The following is a 17,238-nucleotide window of genomic DNA, read 5'->3' as shown; positions in this document are numbered from 1 at the left end:
TGGAAAGGCCTAGCGCCGCAGGATCTTGCGGGCCAGGATGTTGCCGAAGGCCTGGATCAGCTGCACCACGATCACGATGATGACCAGCGCGCTCCACGTGACCACGGGGTCGAACTGGCGGTAGCCGTAGGCCACGGCGTAGTTGCCCAGGCCCTCACCGCCGATGATGCCGGCCACGGCGGACATGTCGATCAGGGAGATGATGGCGAAGGTGTAGCCCAGGATGAGTGGGCCGAGCGCCTCGGGCAGGATCACGGTGCGGATGATGCGCCAAGGGCCGGCGCCCATGGCGCGGGCGGCCTCGATCACGCCCGGGTCCACGGACATCAGGTTCTGCTCCACCAGCCGGGCGATGCCGAAGGTGGCGGCGATGGAGATGCCGAACACCACGGCGTCGTTGCCGATGCCGGAGCCCACCACCTCCCGCGCCAGCGGCTGCACGGCCGCGATGAAGATGATGAACGGCACGGGGCGGAAGGTGTTCACGATGACGCTGAGCACCCAGAACACCACCGGTTGCTGCATGATCCCACCACGGCGGGTCACGTAGAGCGCGGTGCCCACGATGGTCCCGGCGATCCCGCCGAAGATCAGCGAGAGCGCCACGATCCACATCATGACGCCGGTCTGCTCCAGCAGCGTCGGCATCAGGTCCACGACCTGGTCGGTGATGCTCATGCGGCCACCTCCTCGACCGTGACGTTCGATCCGATGGAGCGCATCGCCTCATCCACCGCGGCGGCGTCACCGCGCACCGCGATCGTCAGCAGCCCGTAGACGCGGCCCTGGATGGAGTCCACGCCGCCGTAGACCAGGTTGAAGTCGACGCCGGCCCGTGCCAGCGCGCCGAACACGCGCGCCTCGCTCGCTCCGGCATCGGTGAAGGAGATCGTGAAGAATCGGCCCTCATGCTGGGAGCGGAGCTCGATCAGCTCGTCCCCGGTGGGCAGGTTCCGCACCACGGTGCGCACAAAGCGCTGCGCCGTAGTGGTCTGCGGCTGGGTGAAGACGTCATAGGTCTCGCCCTGCTCGACCACGCGGCCACGCTCCATCACGGCCACCTTGGTGGCGATCCGGGCGATGACCTCCATCTCATGGGTGATGACCACGATCGTCACGCCGAGCTCCCGGTTGACCTTGGCCAGCAGGTCCAGCACCTCATCCGTGGTCTCCGGGTCCAGGGCTGAAGTGGCCTCGTCCGCCAGCAGGATCGCCGGGTTGGCTGCCAGCGCCCGGGCGATGCCCACACGCTGCTGCTGTCCGCCGGAGAGCTGCTCGGGGTAGTTGTCCGCCTTGTCCGCCAGTCCCACGAACTCGAGCAGTTCCACGGCTCGCTTCTTGCGGTCCGAGCCCTTCCAGCCGGCCACCTCGAGCGGGTACTCCACATTGCGGCGCACCGAGCGTGAGTTCAGCAGGTTGAAACGCTGGAAGATCATCCCGACGCCGGTGCGCATCTGGCGCTGCTTGGTGGCGGACAACCGGGTCACGTCCACGCCGTCGATCTCGATGGAGCCGGCGGTGGCCGGTTCCAGTGCGTTGATGAGGCGCACCAGGGTGGACTTGCCGGCCCCCGAGTACCCGATGATGCCGAAGACGTCACCCCGCTCGATCTCGAGGCTGACGCCGTCCACGGCCACCACGGGATCGCCGCCGCGCTTGGCCGGCGGATACTCCTTGGTGACGTCGCGCAGGGTGATGTGGGGCATGCGGGGTGGCTGTCCTTCCGTGGTGATCGGGCGCCGTGTGGGTATCAGCCCGGCGCCGACCGGCGGCCGGCCGCGGCGGTGCGCGGCCGGCGTCGGGCCCTTAGTTGCGGAGTGCCTCTTCGGTGTCATCGAGGGAGGCCTGCAGGTCCTCGACCGGGGTGTTGGTCATGACGGCGGTCCCGCCGGAGGACTCGAGCGCCCCGGCCTGGACGTCCTCATTGGTCTGGTAGATCTCCACCAGCTGGTTGAGCACCTCGTTGTCCGCGTTCTCGTCCGTGGTGGCGAAGATGTTGATGTACGGAAAGGCCGTCTCGTCCTCGGGGTCGTCCTGGAACAGCACGTCATCGCCCGTCAGGCCGGCATTGTTGAGGAAGTCGTTGTTGATGATGGCACCGTCCACGTCCGGCAGGGAATTGGGGATGGCGGCGGCGTCCAAGGCGGAGACGGTCACCGTGGACTCCTCCTCGATGACGTCCTCGAGGGTGGAGGAGGCGTTGCCGCCATCCTGCAGGGTGATGAGTCCGGCGGACTGCAGAACCAGCAGGCCACGGGCCTGGTTCACGGTGTCATTGGGGACGATCACCTGGCCGCCCTCGGGGATGGACTCCACGGAATCGTGCTTGTCCGAGTACAGGCCCAGGGGGTAGATGGCGGTGGAGCCGATCACCTGGAGCGTGTCGTCGGCGGCGACGTTGTAGTCCGCGAGGTACTGGATGTGCTGGAACTGGTTGATGTCCAGCTCGCCCTCGGACAGGGCCGGGTTCGGCTGCGTGTACTCGGTGAAGTCCACGATCTCCAGCGAGATGCCCTCGGCCTCCACGGCCTCCTCGTAGGTGGTCCAGTACGCCTCAGATGCGCCGACGACGCCTAGCTGGACGGGGTTCTCCTCGGTGCCGAGTTCGGCGGCCGTCTCATCGCCGCCGCCGCAGGCACTCAGGGCCAGGGCGCCCGCCAGGGCGATACCGGACAGGGACAGAACGCGGGTGCGGGTGCGTGACATAGCTGGAGCTCCTGATGATCAATGGGGGTGGTAGACCGGTTTAAGCGTAGTTTTGCGTCCGCTGCTCTGGTCATACGCCGTCATACAGGATAAGGCACGGGTCTGGGAGGCCCTGTGCTGCAGGGTGCGGGCGAAGATGGAGGTGTGTGACGTCCGCGGTGCAGACCCACCCGCCACTGTGATCCTGCCCAGCCACAGTGATTATTGCTGTGGCTGGGCAGGATGGGTGTGACTGCCTCACCGGCTCACCGGCTCACCGGCTCACCGGCTCACCGGCTCATCGGCTGACACCTCAGCTGGTCGACGAGAGGAGTGTCACCCCTGGCCGACCACCATGTACTGATACCGGTAGAGCAGGGTGGCTGTCTCGGCCCGGGTGATGTGCTGGTGCGGCTTGTAGGAGCCGTCACGGTAACCCTGCGAGATGCCCTCCGACGCCATCCAGGTGATGGCCTCGTAGTGGGTATCGGTGGCGTCCACGTCCGTGAACTCGCTCTCCTCCGGGCCCTGGTGCGCCGGGTCCACAGCGCGGTAGAGGAAGGAGGCGAACTCGCCGCGGGTCACGGACTGGCCGGGCCTGAACTTTCCGTCGGCATAGCCGAGGGTGATCGCCTCGGCGGCGGCCCAGCTGATGGGGGTGAAGAAGGTCGAACCCTCGGGTACATCCGGGAAGGTGGACCCGGTCGGTTCGGCATCCGGAGCGAGGTGCCGCTGCAGGAAGGCCACGGACTCGCCACGGCTGATGTCCCGGAACTTGCGGTAGGTTCCATCGGCATTGCCCTGGGTGATCCCCGCCACCTGCAGCCACCGCACCGGGGCGTAGTACACCGATCCGGGCTCATTGTCGGTGAAATCGGCCAGCGGCTCCGTGGTCACGCACTCGAAGGAGTCTGCGGAGTCCTCGGATCCGGCGCCCTGGTACTCAGGCCAAGCCGGGTACTGGCACATCGGCCGGGTCCGGTCGGTGCCCTCATTGGCATCCTCTGCAATCAGGGTGCCCGGCGCCGTGCCGTCCTCCACCCATCCCGCGAGCACGCCCAGCCCGTCCCAGGTGGCGTTGAACGGCCCGAAGCCGTGGCCGAGTCCCGGGACCTTGTAGTAGCGGGCATTGTCCGCCAGCTCATCGCCGAAGATTTCGGTCTGCTGCTCCCAGTAGGCGTCCGAGTTGTGGGGACTGATGAAGTCGTCCGCGGTGCCGTGGGTCATGAGGAGTTTGCCGCCACGGTCGAAGAAGGGCTCCAGGCTCACGTCGGAGACGTCCGTGATGGCCGCCAGCTCCTGGATCCGTTCCTCCCATTCCGTGGGGTCGAACTCCATGGCGTCGTAGTCCGGGTCCTGGGTGATCAGGTACTTCACGTTGGTGGCGCCGACGCTGTAGAGCAGGCCCTCGCTGCCGGACAGGGGATTGGACGGCTGCGGCTCGGCACCGAAGTTCGAGGCCTGCCAGAGTGCGCCCTCCAGAATCGGCCAGCGCCTGGCCTCGGTCTGACCGGCGATCTCGACGCCGGGAACGTAGCTCGAGTGGACGGTGTCGATCGCGGTGATCTGCTCCGGTGTCAGGCAGGCGTCTTCCTCCGTGGCACCGGCCTCGCAACCCAGCAGCTGCTCGACCGCATCGATGGTCAGGACCTCGTTGCAGCCCGCCACGTTGGAGATGATGCCGTCAACGGCACCGTCGAGCTCCACGGTGTCACACACCTCGTAGACGGTGTCCGTCAGCAGTTTGGTGTCCTCCGGGCTGAGCCAGGCCTCGCCGCCCTCGGCATACATGGCCCGCCCGGCGTTCAGGGAGGACAGATGCAGCATCATGACGTTGTAGGCCGGGTAGTTGGCCACCACGCCCTCGTAGTCGTCCGGGTACCGGGCGGCGGCGTCCAGGGCCTCGTGGCCACCCTGGGATCCACCGATGAAGTAGGCGAACTCGGATTCCTGGCCGTAGTACGTGTCCATGAGGATCTCGGAGACGTCATGGGTCTTCTTGATGGAGTACAGGCCGTAGTCCTTCAGTGATTCCTCGTTGAGGGCGAACTCGGCGTCGAAGCCGCCCCCCGACTCGTGGCCGCCGTCCGAGCCGAGAGTCGTGTAGCCCTGGGCCAGCGGGGTCTCGAGGTCCTGCGGCTGCAGGCTGTGGTGGCCGGTCCCGGTGACGAGTACGCCGTTGAAGGCACCGCCCCCGAATTGCAGCGACTTCCCGTTCCAGCCGTCTGGGAGGTTCACCTGGAAGGTCACGCCGGGGGCTTCCGGATCGACCGGCAGGGTCTTGCCGATCACCTTGCAGTAGGACCCGTCCGTCTCGTCCGAGACGTGTTCGGCGCTGTTGACAACGGCGCCCGAGGTGGGCACCTCGATCTGTCCCGCGTCGATCTCCAGTCCGGCGAGGGTGGAGCAGTGGTCAGCGCCGCCCGATCCCACGTCTGCCGGGTCCGTCGACCCGGTGGCCTGGGCCGGGGCCGAGAGGCCCACCGCCACCAGAGATGCCGCCGCCACGGTGCAGGCCAGACGCCGTGCACCGTCCTTGAATCTTGACATGATGGTTCCTCCCGGAGTGATGGCTTCCGGCGGTGCCGTGCGGGAGGACCCCGCGATTCGCCCGCCGTGGGACCCATCGAGAGCAGTGAGGGTGGGCACCAGGGCGGGGGAGCGCCGACGGACTGTGACCATATCCTTGGTCCGGCGCCATGGGTGTGTCAAGGATCACACCGTCAGGCGGAAGGCTGCCGCGGCTCCGGCCCATTCGTCGGCCCATTCGCCGGCCCCTTGGCCCATCTCTTTGCCGGTCCCGTCGCCGGGATCATCGCCGCGACGCCGGCCGCCACCAACGCCGCACCGGCACCACACAGCAGGGCCACCAGGAATCCGGTCTGGGTGGGCACCGGGACACCGCCGACCTGCTGGGACAGGGCCCCGAGCAGGGCGCCGATGACCGCGGCGGACATGGTGGTGCCCAGCGAGCGCATCAGCGCGTTGAGCCCGTTCGCCGAGGCCTTCTCCGTGGCCGGCACGGCACCCATGATGAGGGCGGGCATGGCGCCGTAGGCGAAGCCGATGCCGCAGCCGACCAGGGCTCCCGCGGCGCACAGCAGCACCAGCGTCCACAGGATCGTCGCCCCATCGGCGGGACCCGGAGCGCGGCTGCCGATGGTCGCGAGGATGAGTGCGGTCGCCCCGTAACCGGCGGCGATGATCACCCCGGCCAGCGTGAGGGTGCGCTTCGGCCCCTTGTGGTAGCTGATCCGTGCGCCAAGCCCGGAGACGGCCATCATGCCCAACCCCAGGGGGGCCATCCACAGCCCCATCTGGATCATCGTCTGGCCCAGCCCGTACCCGAGGTCCACGGGCAACTGCATCACCTGCGGGATGATCAGGTTCATCGCATACATGCTGAAGCCGAACAGTACCGAGGCGAGGTTCGTCAGCAGCACCACGGGCCGCAACGTGGTGCGCAGGTCCACCAGCGGACCCGGCCGGCGCCATTCGTAGGCGCCCCAGGCCACGAGCACGACGACGGCCACCCCCAGGCTGCCCAGCGTCAAGACGCTGCCCCACCCCCATTCGGCACCCTTGGAGATGCCCAGCAGCAGGGCCGTCAGCCCCAAGGCCAGGCCGATCGCGCCGACCACGTCGAAGCCGGCGGGCTTGCCGACCGGGCTTGCCGGCAGAGGCCCATCTGCCGTGCCGGCCGCGCTGGGGCCGTCGGCAATCACGGGACGGGCCGCGGGGCGGAGTGCGGGAACGATCAGGGCAATGGCGACGGCCGTGGCCACGGCGATGGCCGCCGTCGCCCAGAAGAGCACGCGCCAACTGGCGAATTGGGCGATGGCTGCGGCCACCGGGATGCCGAGGGCGCCGCCGATGCCCATGGATGAGCTCATCAGGGCGATGGCCGAGCCGGCCTTCTCCTTGGACAGGACATCGTGGATCAGAGAGATGCCCAGCGGGATCATGCCGGTTCCCAGGCCCTGGAGGCCGCGGCCGAGGATCATGACCACCACGTCGGTGGCGAGGGCGCAGACGATGGAGCCGACGATGAAGGGGATGACCGCCACCAGCATCATCCGCTTCTTGCCGTACAGGTCCGCCAGCCGGCCCATCACCGGCGTGCTCACGGCGCCGACGAGCAGGGTCACCGTGATCACCCAGGAGGCGGTGGCGACGTCTGTGCCGAAGATAACGGGCAGCTCACCCAGGATCGGTACCACGAGTGTCTGCGCCAGGGACACCACGATGCCGGTGGCGGCGAGCACTGCGACGAGTAACCGCGGGTTCACGGACGGGTCGTTCGCAGGAGTGGGCCGCGGGGTGGACTCTGGGACGGCCTGCGGAGCGCTGGCCGCGCTGGTCTGCGGATCTGGGAAAGGCACTCATGCATGCTACATCTGATATGCATGATGCACTAATGCTGTGGCATCCTGAGGGAATGAATGATGCAGACACCGAGATCGCGAGCATTGAGTACGAGAGCCTGGTCTTCTCCCGTCATCAGTCGGAGATGTCCGGACGGTCGCGACGCACCGGTGGCGTTCTGGACCAGAGCGCCTACACCCTGCTCACGTTGCTCCAGGCGGGCGGGCCGGCCAGTATCGGTGAACTGTCCGCGATCACGGGGCTGGACGCCTCGACCCTGAACCGGCAGACGGCCGCGCTACTGCGCGATGGACACGCCGAACGCATCCCGGACCCGGACGGCGGCATGGCTCGGAAATTCCGTTTGACACCGGCCGGGGAGTCGGCCGTGGATGAGGAGCGGCGGGGCAGCAGGGCGGTGCTGCAGGACCTGCTGGAGCAGTGGAGTCAGCAGGACCGGGAAACCTTCGCAACGTTGTTGGGCAGATTCAACCGCTCGATCGAGGACCGCTCCGGAAGGACGTGGCCCCGCTTCTGACGTGAGTGTGTCCTTGGCTGCGTCAGGACGTGGACCAGGCCGCCCCCGCGCTAGCGCCCACGCCGGGATCAGCATCGCAACGCCGGCCGCCACCATCACTGCTCCCGGGGCATCTCATGATGTGAAGTCGCAGTGATGGTGGCGGCATGGTTCACGGCTGACGTACGGGGATGACGTCGAGTTCGGTAGCGATATGGAAATTGCCGCTGAAGCCATCGCGGGCTGCCATGAACCGCTCCATCGGCGGTTCCGAGGGTACGAGGTGGTGGAGCACTAGCGTGGAGACGCCGGCTTCTTCGGCGATGGGACCTAGTTGTGTGGCCGGAGTGTGGGCTTTGCGTAGATGTTGGGCGATGCCTTCCTGGTCCGCAAAGACCGTGTCGATATAGGTTTCGTCGATCACTTCGTGCACGAGGACGTCCGCGTCCTGTGCGAGGGTGATGAGATTGGGTGTGGGACCGGTGTCGCCGGAAACAACGATGGAGCCGTCGTCCGTGTCGAAGCGGAACGCCAGGGCAGGGTAGATCGGGAAATGGTTGACGGCGATTGCGGTGACCTTGACACGATCGTCCTCGTGAACGGTGAACGGGTCCATGCTGGGCATCTGCTCCATGGACTCCCACTGGGTAGTGGCCCCGGGAATGACGATGTCCTGGACATCCAGCAAATCACGCAATACTGGCAGGCCGTTGTCGCGCTGTCGATCGTTGATGTCGGTGGCATACCCAGCGAAGAGCGCATCTGTCATATCCACGGTGCCCGGCATCGGATTGTCGGGGTTGAACGGCCCAGGGGCGTGCTCTTGGTCGAGGGCGCGGGTGAGCGTTTCCCGGCGGCCGGGTCCTCGCACGGTGATGGGCTCTTGAACCTGTCCGATGCCGTGCCACCAGGCGTAGTTGAACAGTTTGAAGTAGTCGATGGTGTGGTCGGAGTGCAGGTGGGTGAGGAACACTCCGGCAAGACTGGAGAACTCCTCAAAGGTCTCCTGTTGGTTGGGATTGGCCCGCATGTACTGCTCGGGCACTCGGTCTCCGGCGTCGACGAGGTAGGTCCGTCCTCCGACGACGATGGCCGTGCCGATGCCACAGTGTTCACTGGCGGGGTACCAGCCCGGCCCGCCGCTCACGCCCAAGGTGATCAGGTGGGTACCGTTGGGGCGCGTGTCGTTCTGGTGATGGGCGGTTTGGACCCAGGGCAGGCGGGCGTCCTGTGGAATCTTGGCTGCGGATTCTGAACTGGTCGCGGTGGCACTCGCGGTGGAGCTCGTTTCGGCCTGGGTCGGTTCGGCGCAGGCTGAGAGTAGGGGTAGTGCGCCAAGGGCAGCCCCTCCGCCGAGCAGAAGCGAACGACGGGACGGTCCAGTCGGGTTCGAAGATGGTTGACTGGTCATCGGTCTCTCCAGTGGTTGAGGGTCATTGAGTGGTTGATGTGGGGCGAGTCCGACTCGTCATGGGTCGAACTTTCGCTTTGTGGGCCTAGACGTCGAGCTCGCCGATCCTGTTCACTGCGCAGCCATTGCGGTGCGCAACGTCAGAGCAGCGCGGACTACGCGTGCCGCGTCGATGCCACTCTCGATGGCGCCATCAATGAAGCCGCCCCAGCCGTTGGCGAAGTCCGAGCCGGCCAGATGAATCCGACCTTCGGGGCGCTGGAGCTCGGCCAGGGAGCCGGTGAGGTACCCGGTGTAGTGCATCGGCCAGGTGGAGCGGGCATACGCGTCGTCTACCCAGTTGTGCCCGGTGACCTCGAGGACTTCCAGACCGGGAACGAGGGTGTCCAGCATGCGCTGGGCACCGACGACGTCGTTGATGTCCACGGCGAGGGCGTCTGGGCCGAAGCAGACCAAGGTGGTGGTGTCCTCATCGAGGTATTCCGCCTGGACGAAATTCAGTGGTGCGTCCTCCGGGCCGAAAGCGACGAATCGCTCCTGGCGGCCGGCGACCTTGATCCAGACCTTGGCGCCACGTCCTGCCTGCCCACGATCGGCGGCAGCTCGCTTGACGGGGGAAAGCGCCGGCGTGATCTCGAGGGTGTTGAGCACGCCCAGCGGTAGGGCCAGCACGAGCTGTTGGGCGGAGAACTCGCTGCCATCTTCGGTGCGGACCACCACTCCGGCCTGGTCCTGGGTGATGGCGGTGACTGGGTGGTTCAGCCGTAGGCCGGCGGTGGAGTCGGCGAGGATGGCTTCGGCCAGCCGGCGGGTGCCGCCGTCGACCTTGAAGGTGGCACAGGTTTCGAACATCAGTTGCCAGGACCCGGAGGCAGCAGCGACCCAGCGCAGGGCCTGGGTGAAAGCTGCTTGGTCCAGTTTGCCGTTGAAGTTCAGCGTCCAGAACGTGCGCAGCAGCTGACGTTCGTCCTCCGGCAAGCCCAGACGGTCGATCGCTTCGGAGAGGGTGATGCCGTCGATCTGATCGATCTCGGAGTTGGACAGCGGCGACCAGGGCAGGGGGAAGTAGCGGCGCGCCTCAGCCAGCAGCGCCTGGTTCGGGGCTTCCAGCCGGGCCAGCAACTCGTCCGCGGACAGATCCTCAGTCCTCCCGGCGGTGGTCCAGTAGGCCTTGGTGAACTCCGGGCCGGAGACCACGCCGATGCCATAGCGACCCAGTTCGGACCAGACATAGGGCTGGGTCCAGTGCACCCAGGTCCCTCCGAGTTCCAGGTTCCGGCCCAGGCGCTCCTCCAGATGGGTGCGTCCGGCAATGCGGTCGCGTGCCTCCAAAATGGTCACGCTGTGGCCGCGGGTGGTGAGCTCGCGGGCAGCGGTGAGCCCGGCGAAGCCGGCGCCGACAACGATGACATCAGTGGTCTCCATGGGGGGGGTGGTACTCCTTCGTGGTCAGGGACCGGGGTTCAGGTGTAGACGAAGAACTCGACGGTGGGTTCGAGGATGGTCCAACGGGTCATCGCCCCGCGGGAGAGGGATGCCATGGATCCGGCGGTCAGGTCGTGAGTGGGCCCGTCCGTCACTTCGATGCGGATGTGGCCGGAGACGATGTAGATGGTCTCGTCCTGCTCGATCGGCAGGTCGAAGGGGTCGGAAGCTTCCTCGGGGCTGACCTGCCAGATGCCAGCCGACAGGGCCTCGTTGCCGTTGTCGCCGGGGCGGCGCAGCCACTGGACGTTTCCCAGGTCGAAGGGCTCGAAGGCCGTGGCGTCGTGGTGGGCGTAGAAGACGTGGGACATGGTGGTGTTCTCCATCTAGACGTCGGTGTGTCTTGTGTGGTCGGGTGTGGTCAGAGGGGCGGGCAGTGGCGGTGGTTCGCGTAGCAGCGGGAGCCGGTCCTGGATGCGCCGCCTGTAGGTGAACAGGACCAGGGAGAGCAGTAGGATGCCCGCGCCGATGGCCAGTTCCAGCGGGCCGCCGTAGCCGGAGAGTTCGGAGGAGGCGGCCCCGATGATCAAGACGGCAGCGCCGTAAATGCTGAGCACCGCGGCCAGGGGCACCGCCCAGCGGCCGAGCTTGAAGGGACGCTGGGCGTGGGGACGATCCCGGCGCAGCATCAGGAATCCGCTCACGGCCAGCAGGATGGCCAATAGGTAACCCATGTTGGCGGCCACCAGGATCGAGATGGGGTTGGAGACGAATAGCACCAGCAGCACGTTCATGATCACGGCGGCCACGATGGCCCGAGCCGGCACGCCGTGGCGGTTGAGAGCCTCGAATTGGCGGGGCACCAGTTGGTCCACGGCGGCTCCGTACAGTGCGCGGGAGCCGTCTGCCATGCTGGCGTTCACTCCCATCAGTAGCGCACCGATGGTGATCACCAGTGCGGCGTCTCCGGCGAAGCCGGCTGGCAGCACAGAGGCGAAGCCGTTGACAAAGACCGCGGTCGGATCTGCGGCAGCCTCGCCCTGGGAGATGAGCCCGCCCACTCCGATGGGGACGAGGGCGAACATCATGAAGGTATAGGCCCCCGAGCTAGACAGCGCGCGCCGGGCGTCTTTGGTGCTGCGGTACTCGGGAGTGAAGGCTGCGCACATCTCCGTGCCGTAGGCGGTCCAGCCCACCAGGTAGAGCCAAACGATGGCGTCCTGCCACCCGCCCCAGTGGTCGGCGCCAGGCTGCCCCAAGCCCCAGGACAGGTTGGCGGCTTCCCATTCTCCGCTGATGAGGGGAGCGACCACGAAGACGAGCAGCGGGATCAGCAACAGAGCCCCGAAGACCTTGTTGACCCAGGCCGCCGGCTGGGCGCCGAAGAGGTTGGGGACCATCAGGGCCAGAATGAGCCCGATCGCGATGAGTTGACCAACACCGATCTGCAGGACGCCCAGGTCCAAGGCCCCGGTTGCCTCGGGGAACCACCGGGCCTGGATGATGCCGCCGGCGGTCAGGGACACGATGGAGATCACAGCGGACCAGCCGAACCAATAACCAAAGGTGGCCAGCGCACCAGCCGGGGCGAACCGTCCCTTCCATGCTTCATGGGCGTAGACCGGCACACCTCCGGGCTTGTCCGGGAACATCGAGGCCATCTCCGCGAAGAGGTGGTTCTGCGCCCACCCGATCCCGGCCGCCAGTGCCCAGATGACCATGGCCGACAACGCACCGATGGCGGCCATGGTCGGGCCAAACGACACGAACAGTCCGCCGGAGACCGCCATGGCCAGCGCAAAGGCATCCTGCCAACGCAAGGTTCGATGAAGTGCAGCGGGAGCTGTGGGAATGGAGCCGAGAGCTGTGGGAATGGAGCCGAGCTGATCACTCATGATCAAGCCTTTCGGAAGGGACGCCGGGATGTCGGCTGGAACGTGAGGTGCATCACGTTAAAACTATGCGCTTGCTCAGTTCGTCTGTCAAGGGTTCCTGGGGGCACATAGACTTGGGATGTGGCACCACGGGCGAACAAGTACGGCGAGGGCCGCGAGGCGCTGCTCGCGGCCACGGTCGAAGTCGTGGCAGAGCATGGCCTGCGCGGTCTGACCCTTCGTGCCGTGGCCGAGCGGGCGGGAGTCACCAACACCCTGATAAGCCACCACTTCGGAACCAAAGACAACCTGCTGGACGAGGCCGTGGCCTGGGCCACCGCCCGGGCGATCCGACTCAGTGACCTGTCTGAGACTGAAACGATCGACAAGGACTTCGCCAGCGCGCTGGTTGAATTGGTCTCGAGCGAGCCGCAACTACAGGTTTTCCAGTACGAGTTCGTCTTAGAATCCCGGCGACGTCCCGACCTGAGGGAAAAGGCCGTTGCTCTGTATGAAGGCTATATTCGCGCACTTGAACTGGCGCTCGTCAAACAGGGTCACCACAACACTCGCCACCTAGCCCGGGCGATCTTCGCTGCGCTGGACGGGCTGGTCATCCAACAACTGACCGTCGCCTACCCCGAGAGCGTCCGCGACGCCATCGAATGCGTTGGCCAGTTGCTCGAAGCGAACCTTACCCGCAGTCACCAGCCATCTTGACGGCTAGAGCGGATATCTCATCGTAGGCTCCCTGCTTTCCCTGGCCACGATGGAGAACCTCAGTGGCGCTTCGTCCATCTATGGCGAACTTCCACTGCACCCTGCAGAGGAGAAGTCGAACCGGGGTTGGCTGGGCACCCCTCTGAGGGGTTGGAGATCATCTCTTGGCAGGTCTCATTGATTGTCAGTGAACCTGAACCCGGCTCATCGCCGCAACGGGAATCTCCACCTAAAAGTGCAGCAGACCCTTGTCTTCACACATGTGAGGGGAGCATTCACTGTTCCGTGACCGTTTCTGCTGTACTGGCAGGGCACCCGCGGTGTTTGGCTGCAATGTGCCGTTTGTTGAGGGGAAAAGGACTTCATGAGAACGCCAAGACCTTTAGTGGCGAGATTTGCTAGATCTCCGCGGGGGCGCAACGTGCGTTTGGCTGTGTTGATGTTGCTGGTCGTTGTGCTCATTGTGGTGGTGTACAGCGCACTCTTTCAGTATCTGATGAGCGTGGAGGGGCGTGAGTATTCATGGTCCACCAGCGTGTACTGGACTCTCGTGACGATGTCGACTTTGGGATATGGCGACATTGTCTTCGACTCTGAGATGGGTCATGTCTTCACCTCGGTCGTCCTCGTCTCCGGTGTCACCGTCATTCTTGTCTTGCTGCCATTCCTGATCATCCAGTTCATCGTCCGTCCCTTTTTGGATCGTCTCGAGGCGGCTCGGGTGCCACGCAGAGTCAGGGAAGGCATGGAAGACCATATCGTCATGACTGGACTGGATGTCGTGACCGATGCTCTCTGCCAGTTGGCCAAGCACGAAGGAGCACGTTACGTGCTCCTCGTGCCCGAGCTGACGGAGGCCTTAAGGCTTCAAAACAGCGGTTATGAGGTCATGCTCGGGGACCTTGACGATCCGGAAACCTATCGTAGGGCTCGCGTTGACAAGGCTTCCATGGTCGTTACCACCCGACCTGATACGACGAACACCAACGTCGCTTTCACCGTTCGCGAGATTTCCCCCCATGTAGCAGTCGTCGCAACAGCGAATGCCGGCGCGTCAGTTCCTATCCTTGAACTCGCTGGTTGTACTGAAGTCGTGCAGCTCGGAAAGAACCTGGGGCAGGCCCTGGCGCAACGGGTTGTTGGTGTCGACACCCGTTCCCACGTCATCGGCGAGTTCGGCGACCTGTGCATTGCCGAGGCCAATGTCAGGGGTACTCCACTAGCCGGTCAGACCCTTGCGGAAACCGGCGTGTACGACCATCCTGATCTCAACATCCTGGGCGTGCGAGAGAAGGGTGCCTTCTCCGTTGCCAGCCCTGATGCCCGTCTGACCTCGCGGAGCATCTTGGTGCTGGCCGGCTCGGTACAGCAACTGTCCAAGTACGATGCGATCCTCGCCGAGGACACAACCCTGGACCGCCCGGTGCTGGTGATAGGCGGCGGTCGTGTCGGGCGCGCGGCGGCTGAGTCACTGGAAGAGGTCGGTATTCACCCGGTGATCGTAGAGAAGCGCCCGGAGCGGGTCCAGCCCGGACGAACCTATGTTGTAGGCGACGCGGCGGATATCAACGTCCTCGAACGTGCCGGCTTGCGTGACGCTGCCGCCGTCCTGGTGACTACCCACGAAGACGACGTCAATGTATACCTGACGCTGTACTTGCGAAAACTTGAGCCTGATCTGCAAGTAATCGCCAGAGCGACGCGTGAACGCAACGTCACTACTCTGCATCGTGCAGGTGCGGACGCAGTCTTGTCCTACGCGTCCATCGGAGCATCAACAATCTGGAACATCCTTGGGTGGAGGCCACGCCTTGTGGTGGCCGAAGGCATTGACGTGTTCCGCGCCCCAGTCCCGCGTGCGCTGCGCGGGCGCACCCTAAACGACGCCAATGTCGGGGCCCGAACCGGCTGCGAGGTCGTGGCCCTCGTGCGGGAGGGACGGTTCCAGATTCCCGACCAGAACGAGTTGCTCCCGTCGAACGCAGAGTTGCTGCTCATCGGTGAAGAAGCTGCCGAGCAACGGTTCGTGGACCGCTACGCGGGTTGAAAAGCATCGACGGGCCAGGGTGCCGTCCCTCGACCGACCCGCCACGACTAGGGTGCAGGCTCGGATAAGTCGATCTGTAGCTCGCCCATCTCTTCCCAGCCCTCGCCATCGATCTGTCGGCTGATGATCTTCGGGGTGGCCGCTAGTACCGGTCGCATTGCGTCCAATCCAGCGGCGAAATGCGCGCTGGTGACGTGGGCTTCGGCCGCCCCATCGCGGAAGGCCTCCATAAGCACGAACTCGTTCGGGTCCTCCAGGCTGCGAGAATCGATCCACCCACCGGGTCCGGCCCGGTCCGGATCCATCGCAACCACGGGGTCCGGCGCGTGCTCGCCGCCTTGGATCGATAGCAGCATCCCTCAGGTGACTGGGGCAAGGCTGATATTCGAGGTGTGGTGCACCTGGTCCGGCTGCTGCGCTTGGGGGAGTTAATTGCCGCGCGAAGTCGCGAAGCTCGTCAGCAGAGTCCATAGCGCAGCGCGCCGACGTTCGAGGAGGCGCGTTGGGCCGTAGAGAAGCTCGACTTGGACAGCATCGACGATGCCTAGGTAGCCCTCCATGAGGACTTCCCGCGTCTCTGCGGAGAATCCCGCGCCAAGGTTGGACGCGAAAAGTGTGCGTATGTGGTCATTGAAAGTGGCATACGTGGCAATGATGTGGTCGCGAATAGCCACTGGTGGCGCATAAGCGGTGCGGAGCAGGAACCGCAACTCAGCTGAGGCGATGAACCGTTCTCCGATGCGGGCAAGATACTTCTCGCCGGGCAGAGAAGCGGTGTCGGCAGCGAACGCGTCGGTGGCGAACGAACGCTCTTGCTCGAGAGCGATGCTCAGAACCCGGCCAACCAGGTCGTCCTTGCTCTTGAAATGGGAGTACAAGGATGCCTTGCGCATGCCAGCGGCCTGCGCAATGTCACCGAGGGACGCGCCGTCGTAGCCGCGCTCGGCCAACTGCTCGACGGCGATCCTACAGATGCGCAGCGCCGCGGGGCTGAGTGTCATGGTCCCTGTCTCTCTGCTTCAGTGGGGTCAGTGCGCCAGATCGCTGACAGCGGGTGCACGTCCAGCGCTGAGAGCCACGATGATGAGCGCGACTACTCCTGAGCCCAGGAGGAAGATCAACCACGGAGCTGCGCCAGCCTGAACGATGCTACCGACGATCGGGGTGGACATCGAAGCGATGACCATTTGGAATGCACCGAGCAGCGCGGCAGTGGACCCCAATGCGGTTCGCCGAGACGACATGGCCAGGGCCATGAGTGTCGATTCGGCGACGCCGACACCGAAGAGGGCCACAACCATGCCGGCCACCACCAGGCCGGCGAGCACCAGAAACACCGCGCGCCAGCCGAAGGCGGCGTCGATGATGCCGCCGACCGACGGGGCAAGAACCGGAGCCAGGCTCTGAACAGTCATCAGCATGGCGAAAAGCTGAGCTGCCTGCGCACCCTCGAATCGATCGAGGACAGTACTCATGGCCACCACGAGTGTCAGAGAGGCGGCTAATCCCTGCACTGCGCGGGCGACAAGAAGCATGCTCATATCAGTGGTTGTTGACGCCCACACCGATGCTGCTAGACCCCTACTCGGGGGGCTCGGTTGATGACAGTAATAGAAATTCTTGTGGGTAGATTGGGCTTCGCTAACTAACGGTCGGTAGCCATACGATAGGTGCACATTGGCCGTCGGGACAACCTGACCGGCCATCGCGTGAAAAGGAGTAAACAAGTGCTGGTTGCAGGAATGAGGGGCCTCGTCACCGGGGCGGCCGGGGGTAAAGGGCGGGCCACGGCGATGGTTCTGGCGCGCGAGGGCGCCGGTGTTGTCGTCGCGGACTTGCCCGGGCAGAAGGGACGTCTCGAGGAGACTGCTGCTCTGATCGCAAGCCTCGGGGTCAGGTGCACATCGAGCGTTCAAAGCACGCCGTCGTCGGGCTGACGCGTTCGGTCGCGACCGAGTACGCCGAGCGGGGCATTCGTGTGAACGCCGTCGCCCCAGGCGCTGTCGATTCTCCGATGCTGGCGGAACTGTCCGCCAAGTCCCGCGAAGACCTCGTCGCCAATCAGGCCCAAAAGCGCCTCGCTGATCCCCAAGAGATCGCTGAATCAGTGGTCTGGCTGATGTCGTCGCGCTCCACCTACATCACTGGCATCGCGCTACCCATCGACGGCGGACTCTCCGCGTACTGAGCACAA

The 17,238-nt window shown here is 65.2% G+C and carries 16 protein-coding genes; 4 read left to right on the top strand and 12 right to left on the bottom strand.

Features of this window, described 5'->3' with window-relative positions; genetic code table 11:
- Positions 1-9 precede the first annotated feature (9 nt).
- The 5 genes from ABD134_RS07920 to ABD134_RS07900 all read right to left on the bottom strand — a co-directional run bounded on the left by ABD134_RS07920 (position 10) and on the right by ABD134_RS07900 (position 7,067).
- On the bottom strand, positions 10-678 hold the full coding sequence (locus ABD134_RS07920; protein ID WP_378108255.1) for a methionine ABC transporter permease: 669 nt from the start codon (positions 676-678) through the stop codon (positions 10-12).
- Complete coding sequence (locus ABD134_RS07915; RefSeq protein WP_344228426.1) at positions 675-1,706, bottom strand: methionine ABC transporter ATP-binding protein; 1,032 nt, start codon at positions 1,704-1,706, stop codon at positions 675-677. Before ABD134_RS07915 ends, ABD134_RS07920 begins: the two co-directional genes overlap by 4 nt.
- 100 nt (positions 1,707-1,806) lie before the next feature.
- Complete coding sequence (locus tag ABD134_RS07910; protein WP_344228424.1) at positions 1,807-2,706, bottom strand: MetQ/NlpA family ABC transporter substrate-binding protein; 900 nt, start codon at positions 2,704-2,706, stop codon at positions 1,807-1,809.
- A gap of 315 nt (positions 2,707-3,021) precedes the next feature.
- A complete protein-coding gene (locus ABD134_RS07905) occupies positions 3,022-5,235 on the bottom strand; it encodes a tannase/feruloyl esterase family alpha/beta hydrolase (protein ID WP_344228422.1) in 2,214 nt (737 codons plus the stop codon).
- Positions 5,236-5,408: 173 nt separating this feature from the next.
- Positions 5,409-7,067, bottom strand: a complete 1,659-nt coding sequence (locus tag ABD134_RS07900; RefSeq protein WP_344228420.1) for an MFS transporter — start codon at positions 7,065-7,067, stop codon at positions 5,409-5,411.
- Between the two features lie 56 nt (positions 7,068-7,123).
- On the opposite strand from ABD134_RS07900, the gene ABD134_RS07895 reads away from it, so the two are divergent.
- Positions 7,124-7,588 carry a MarR family winged helix-turn-helix transcriptional regulator gene (locus ABD134_RS07895; RefSeq protein ID WP_344228418.1) on the top strand — a complete coding sequence of 155 codons (465 nt, stop codon included), beginning with the start codon at positions 7,124-7,126 and terminating at the stop codon, positions 7,586-7,588.
- Positions 7,589-7,739: 151 nt separating this feature from the next.
- Here ABD134_RS07895 and ABD134_RS07890 read toward each other — a convergent pair whose 3' ends face one another.
- The 4 genes from ABD134_RS07890 to ABD134_RS07875 form a co-directional block, all read right to left on the bottom strand.
- Entirely contained in the window at positions 7,740-8,612 is an 873-nt protein-coding gene (locus ABD134_RS07890; RefSeq protein ID WP_344228416.1) for an MBL fold metallo-hydrolase, read from the bottom strand.
- 477 nt (positions 8,613-9,089) lie between these two features.
- Positions 9,090-10,403: a flavin monoamine oxidase family protein gene (locus tag ABD134_RS07885; protein ID WP_344228414.1), complete on the bottom strand. Its 1,314-nt coding sequence runs from the start codon at positions 10,401-10,403 to the stop codon at positions 9,090-9,092.
- Between the two features lie 38 nt (positions 10,404-10,441).
- The gene (locus ABD134_RS07880) at positions 10,442-10,789 is read right to left on the bottom strand and encodes a cupin domain-containing protein (protein ID WP_344228412.1); all 348 of its coding nucleotides are present in this window, start codon (positions 10,787-10,789) and stop codon (positions 10,442-10,444) included.
- The gene (locus ABD134_RS07875; protein ID WP_344228411.1) at positions 10,790-12,298 is read right to left on the bottom strand and encodes an APC family permease; all 1,509 of its coding nucleotides are present in this window, start codon (positions 12,296-12,298) and stop codon (positions 10,790-10,792) included.
- Positions 12,299-12,418: 120 nt separating this feature from the next.
- Here ABD134_RS07875 and ABD134_RS07870 point away from each other — a divergent pair, with 120 nt between their 5' ends.
- Together ABD134_RS07870 and ABD134_RS07865 are read left to right on the top strand one after the other, a co-directional pair.
- Positions 12,419-12,997: a TetR/AcrR family transcriptional regulator gene (locus ABD134_RS07870; protein WP_344228410.1), complete on the top strand. Its 579-nt coding sequence runs from the start codon at positions 12,419-12,421 to the stop codon at positions 12,995-12,997.
- Positions 12,998-13,436: 439 nt separating this feature from the next.
- A complete protein-coding gene (locus ABD134_RS07865; protein WP_344228408.1) occupies positions 13,437-15,044 on the top strand; it encodes a potassium channel family protein in 1,608 nt (535 codons plus the stop codon).
- Positions 15,045-15,091: 47 nt separating this feature from the next.
- On the opposite strand, the gene ABD134_RS07860 is transcribed toward ABD134_RS07865, so the two are convergent.
- From ABD134_RS07860 to ABD134_RS07850, 3 genes are all read right to left on the bottom strand, one after another.
- Positions 15,092-15,349, bottom strand: a complete 258-nt coding sequence (locus ABD134_RS07860; protein WP_344230784.1) for a putative quinol monooxygenase — start codon at positions 15,347-15,349, stop codon at positions 15,092-15,094.
- A 123-nt stretch (positions 15,350-15,472) separates the two neighbouring features.
- The gene (locus tag ABD134_RS07855; RefSeq protein ID WP_344228406.1) at positions 15,473-16,045 is read right to left on the bottom strand and encodes a TetR/AcrR family transcriptional regulator; all 573 of its coding nucleotides are present in this window, start codon (positions 16,043-16,045) and stop codon (positions 15,473-15,475) included.
- A gap of 27 nt (positions 16,046-16,072) precedes the next feature.
- Positions 16,073-16,750 (bottom strand): MFS transporter, encoded by a 678-nt coding sequence (locus tag ABD134_RS07850; protein ID WP_344228404.1) that lies wholly within the window; start codon positions 16,748-16,750, stop codon positions 16,073-16,075.
- A 191-nt stretch (positions 16,751-16,941) separates the two neighbouring features.
- Between ABD134_RS07850 and ABD134_RS07845 the strand changes: the two genes are divergently transcribed.
- Positions 16,942-17,232 (top strand): SDR family NAD(P)-dependent oxidoreductase, encoded by a 291-nt coding sequence (locus tag ABD134_RS07845; protein WP_344228402.1) that lies wholly within the window; start codon positions 16,942-16,944, stop codon positions 17,230-17,232.
- Positions 17,233-17,238: the final 6 nt, after the last annotated feature.

Origin of the sequence: Citricoccus alkalitolerans (genome assembly GCF_039528175.1) — a bacterium.
Lineage (GTDB): Bacteria > Actinomycetota > Actinomycetes > Actinomycetales > Micrococcaceae > Citricoccus > Citricoccus alkalitolerans.
The sequence above is the reverse complement of the archived record's forward strand: the minus strand, read 5'-3'. Positions and strand labels throughout refer to the sequence as shown.

Excerpts from the sequence above, each read along its gene's own strand:
- ABD134_RS07875 (WP_344228411.1), bottom strand. The coding sequence starts at position 12,298 with ATGAGTGATCAGCTCGGCTCCATTCCCACAGCTCTCGGCTCCATTCCC.
- ABD134_RS07880 (WP_344228412.1), bottom strand. The coding sequence starts at position 10,789 with ATGGAGAACACCACCATGTCCCACGTCTTCTACGCCCACCACGACGCC.
- ABD134_RS07895 (WP_344228418.1), top strand. The coding sequence starts at position 7,124 with ATGAATGATGCAGACACCGAGATCGCGAGCATTGAGTACGAGAGCCTG.
- ABD134_RS07915 (WP_344228426.1), bottom strand. The coding sequence starts at position 1,706 with ATGCCCCACATCACCCTGCGCGACGTCACCAAGGAGTATCCGCCGGCC.
- ABD134_RS07905 (WP_344228422.1), bottom strand. The coding sequence starts at position 5,235 with ATGTCAAGATTCAAGGACGGTGCACGGCGTCTGGCCTGCACCGTGGCG.
- ABD134_RS07920 (WP_378108255.1), bottom strand. The coding sequence starts at position 678 with ATGAGCATCACCGACCAGGTCGTGGACCTGATGCCGACGCTGCTGGAG.
- ABD134_RS07865 (WP_344228408.1), top strand. The coding sequence starts at position 13,437 with ATGTTGCTGGTCGTTGTGCTCATTGTGGTGGTGTACAGCGCACTCTTT.
- ABD134_RS07885 (WP_344228414.1), bottom strand. The coding sequence starts at position 10,403 with ATGGAGACCACTGATGTCATCGTTGTCGGCGCCGGCTTCGCCGGGCTC.
- ABD134_RS07910 (WP_344228424.1), bottom strand. The coding sequence starts at position 2,706 with ATGTCACGCACCCGCACCCGCGTTCTGTCCCTGTCCGGTATCGCCCTG.
- ABD134_RS07860 (WP_344230784.1), bottom strand. The coding sequence starts at position 15,349 with ATGGATCCGGACCGGGCCGGACCCGGTGGGTGGATCGATTCTCGCAGC.
- ABD134_RS07850 (WP_344228404.1), bottom strand. The coding sequence starts at position 16,750 with ATGGCCGGTCAGGTTGTCCCGACGGCCAATGTGCACCTATCGTATGGC.
- ABD134_RS07855 (WP_344228406.1), bottom strand. The coding sequence starts at position 16,045 with ATGACACTCAGCCCCGCGGCGCTGCGCATCTGTAGGATCGCCGTCGAG.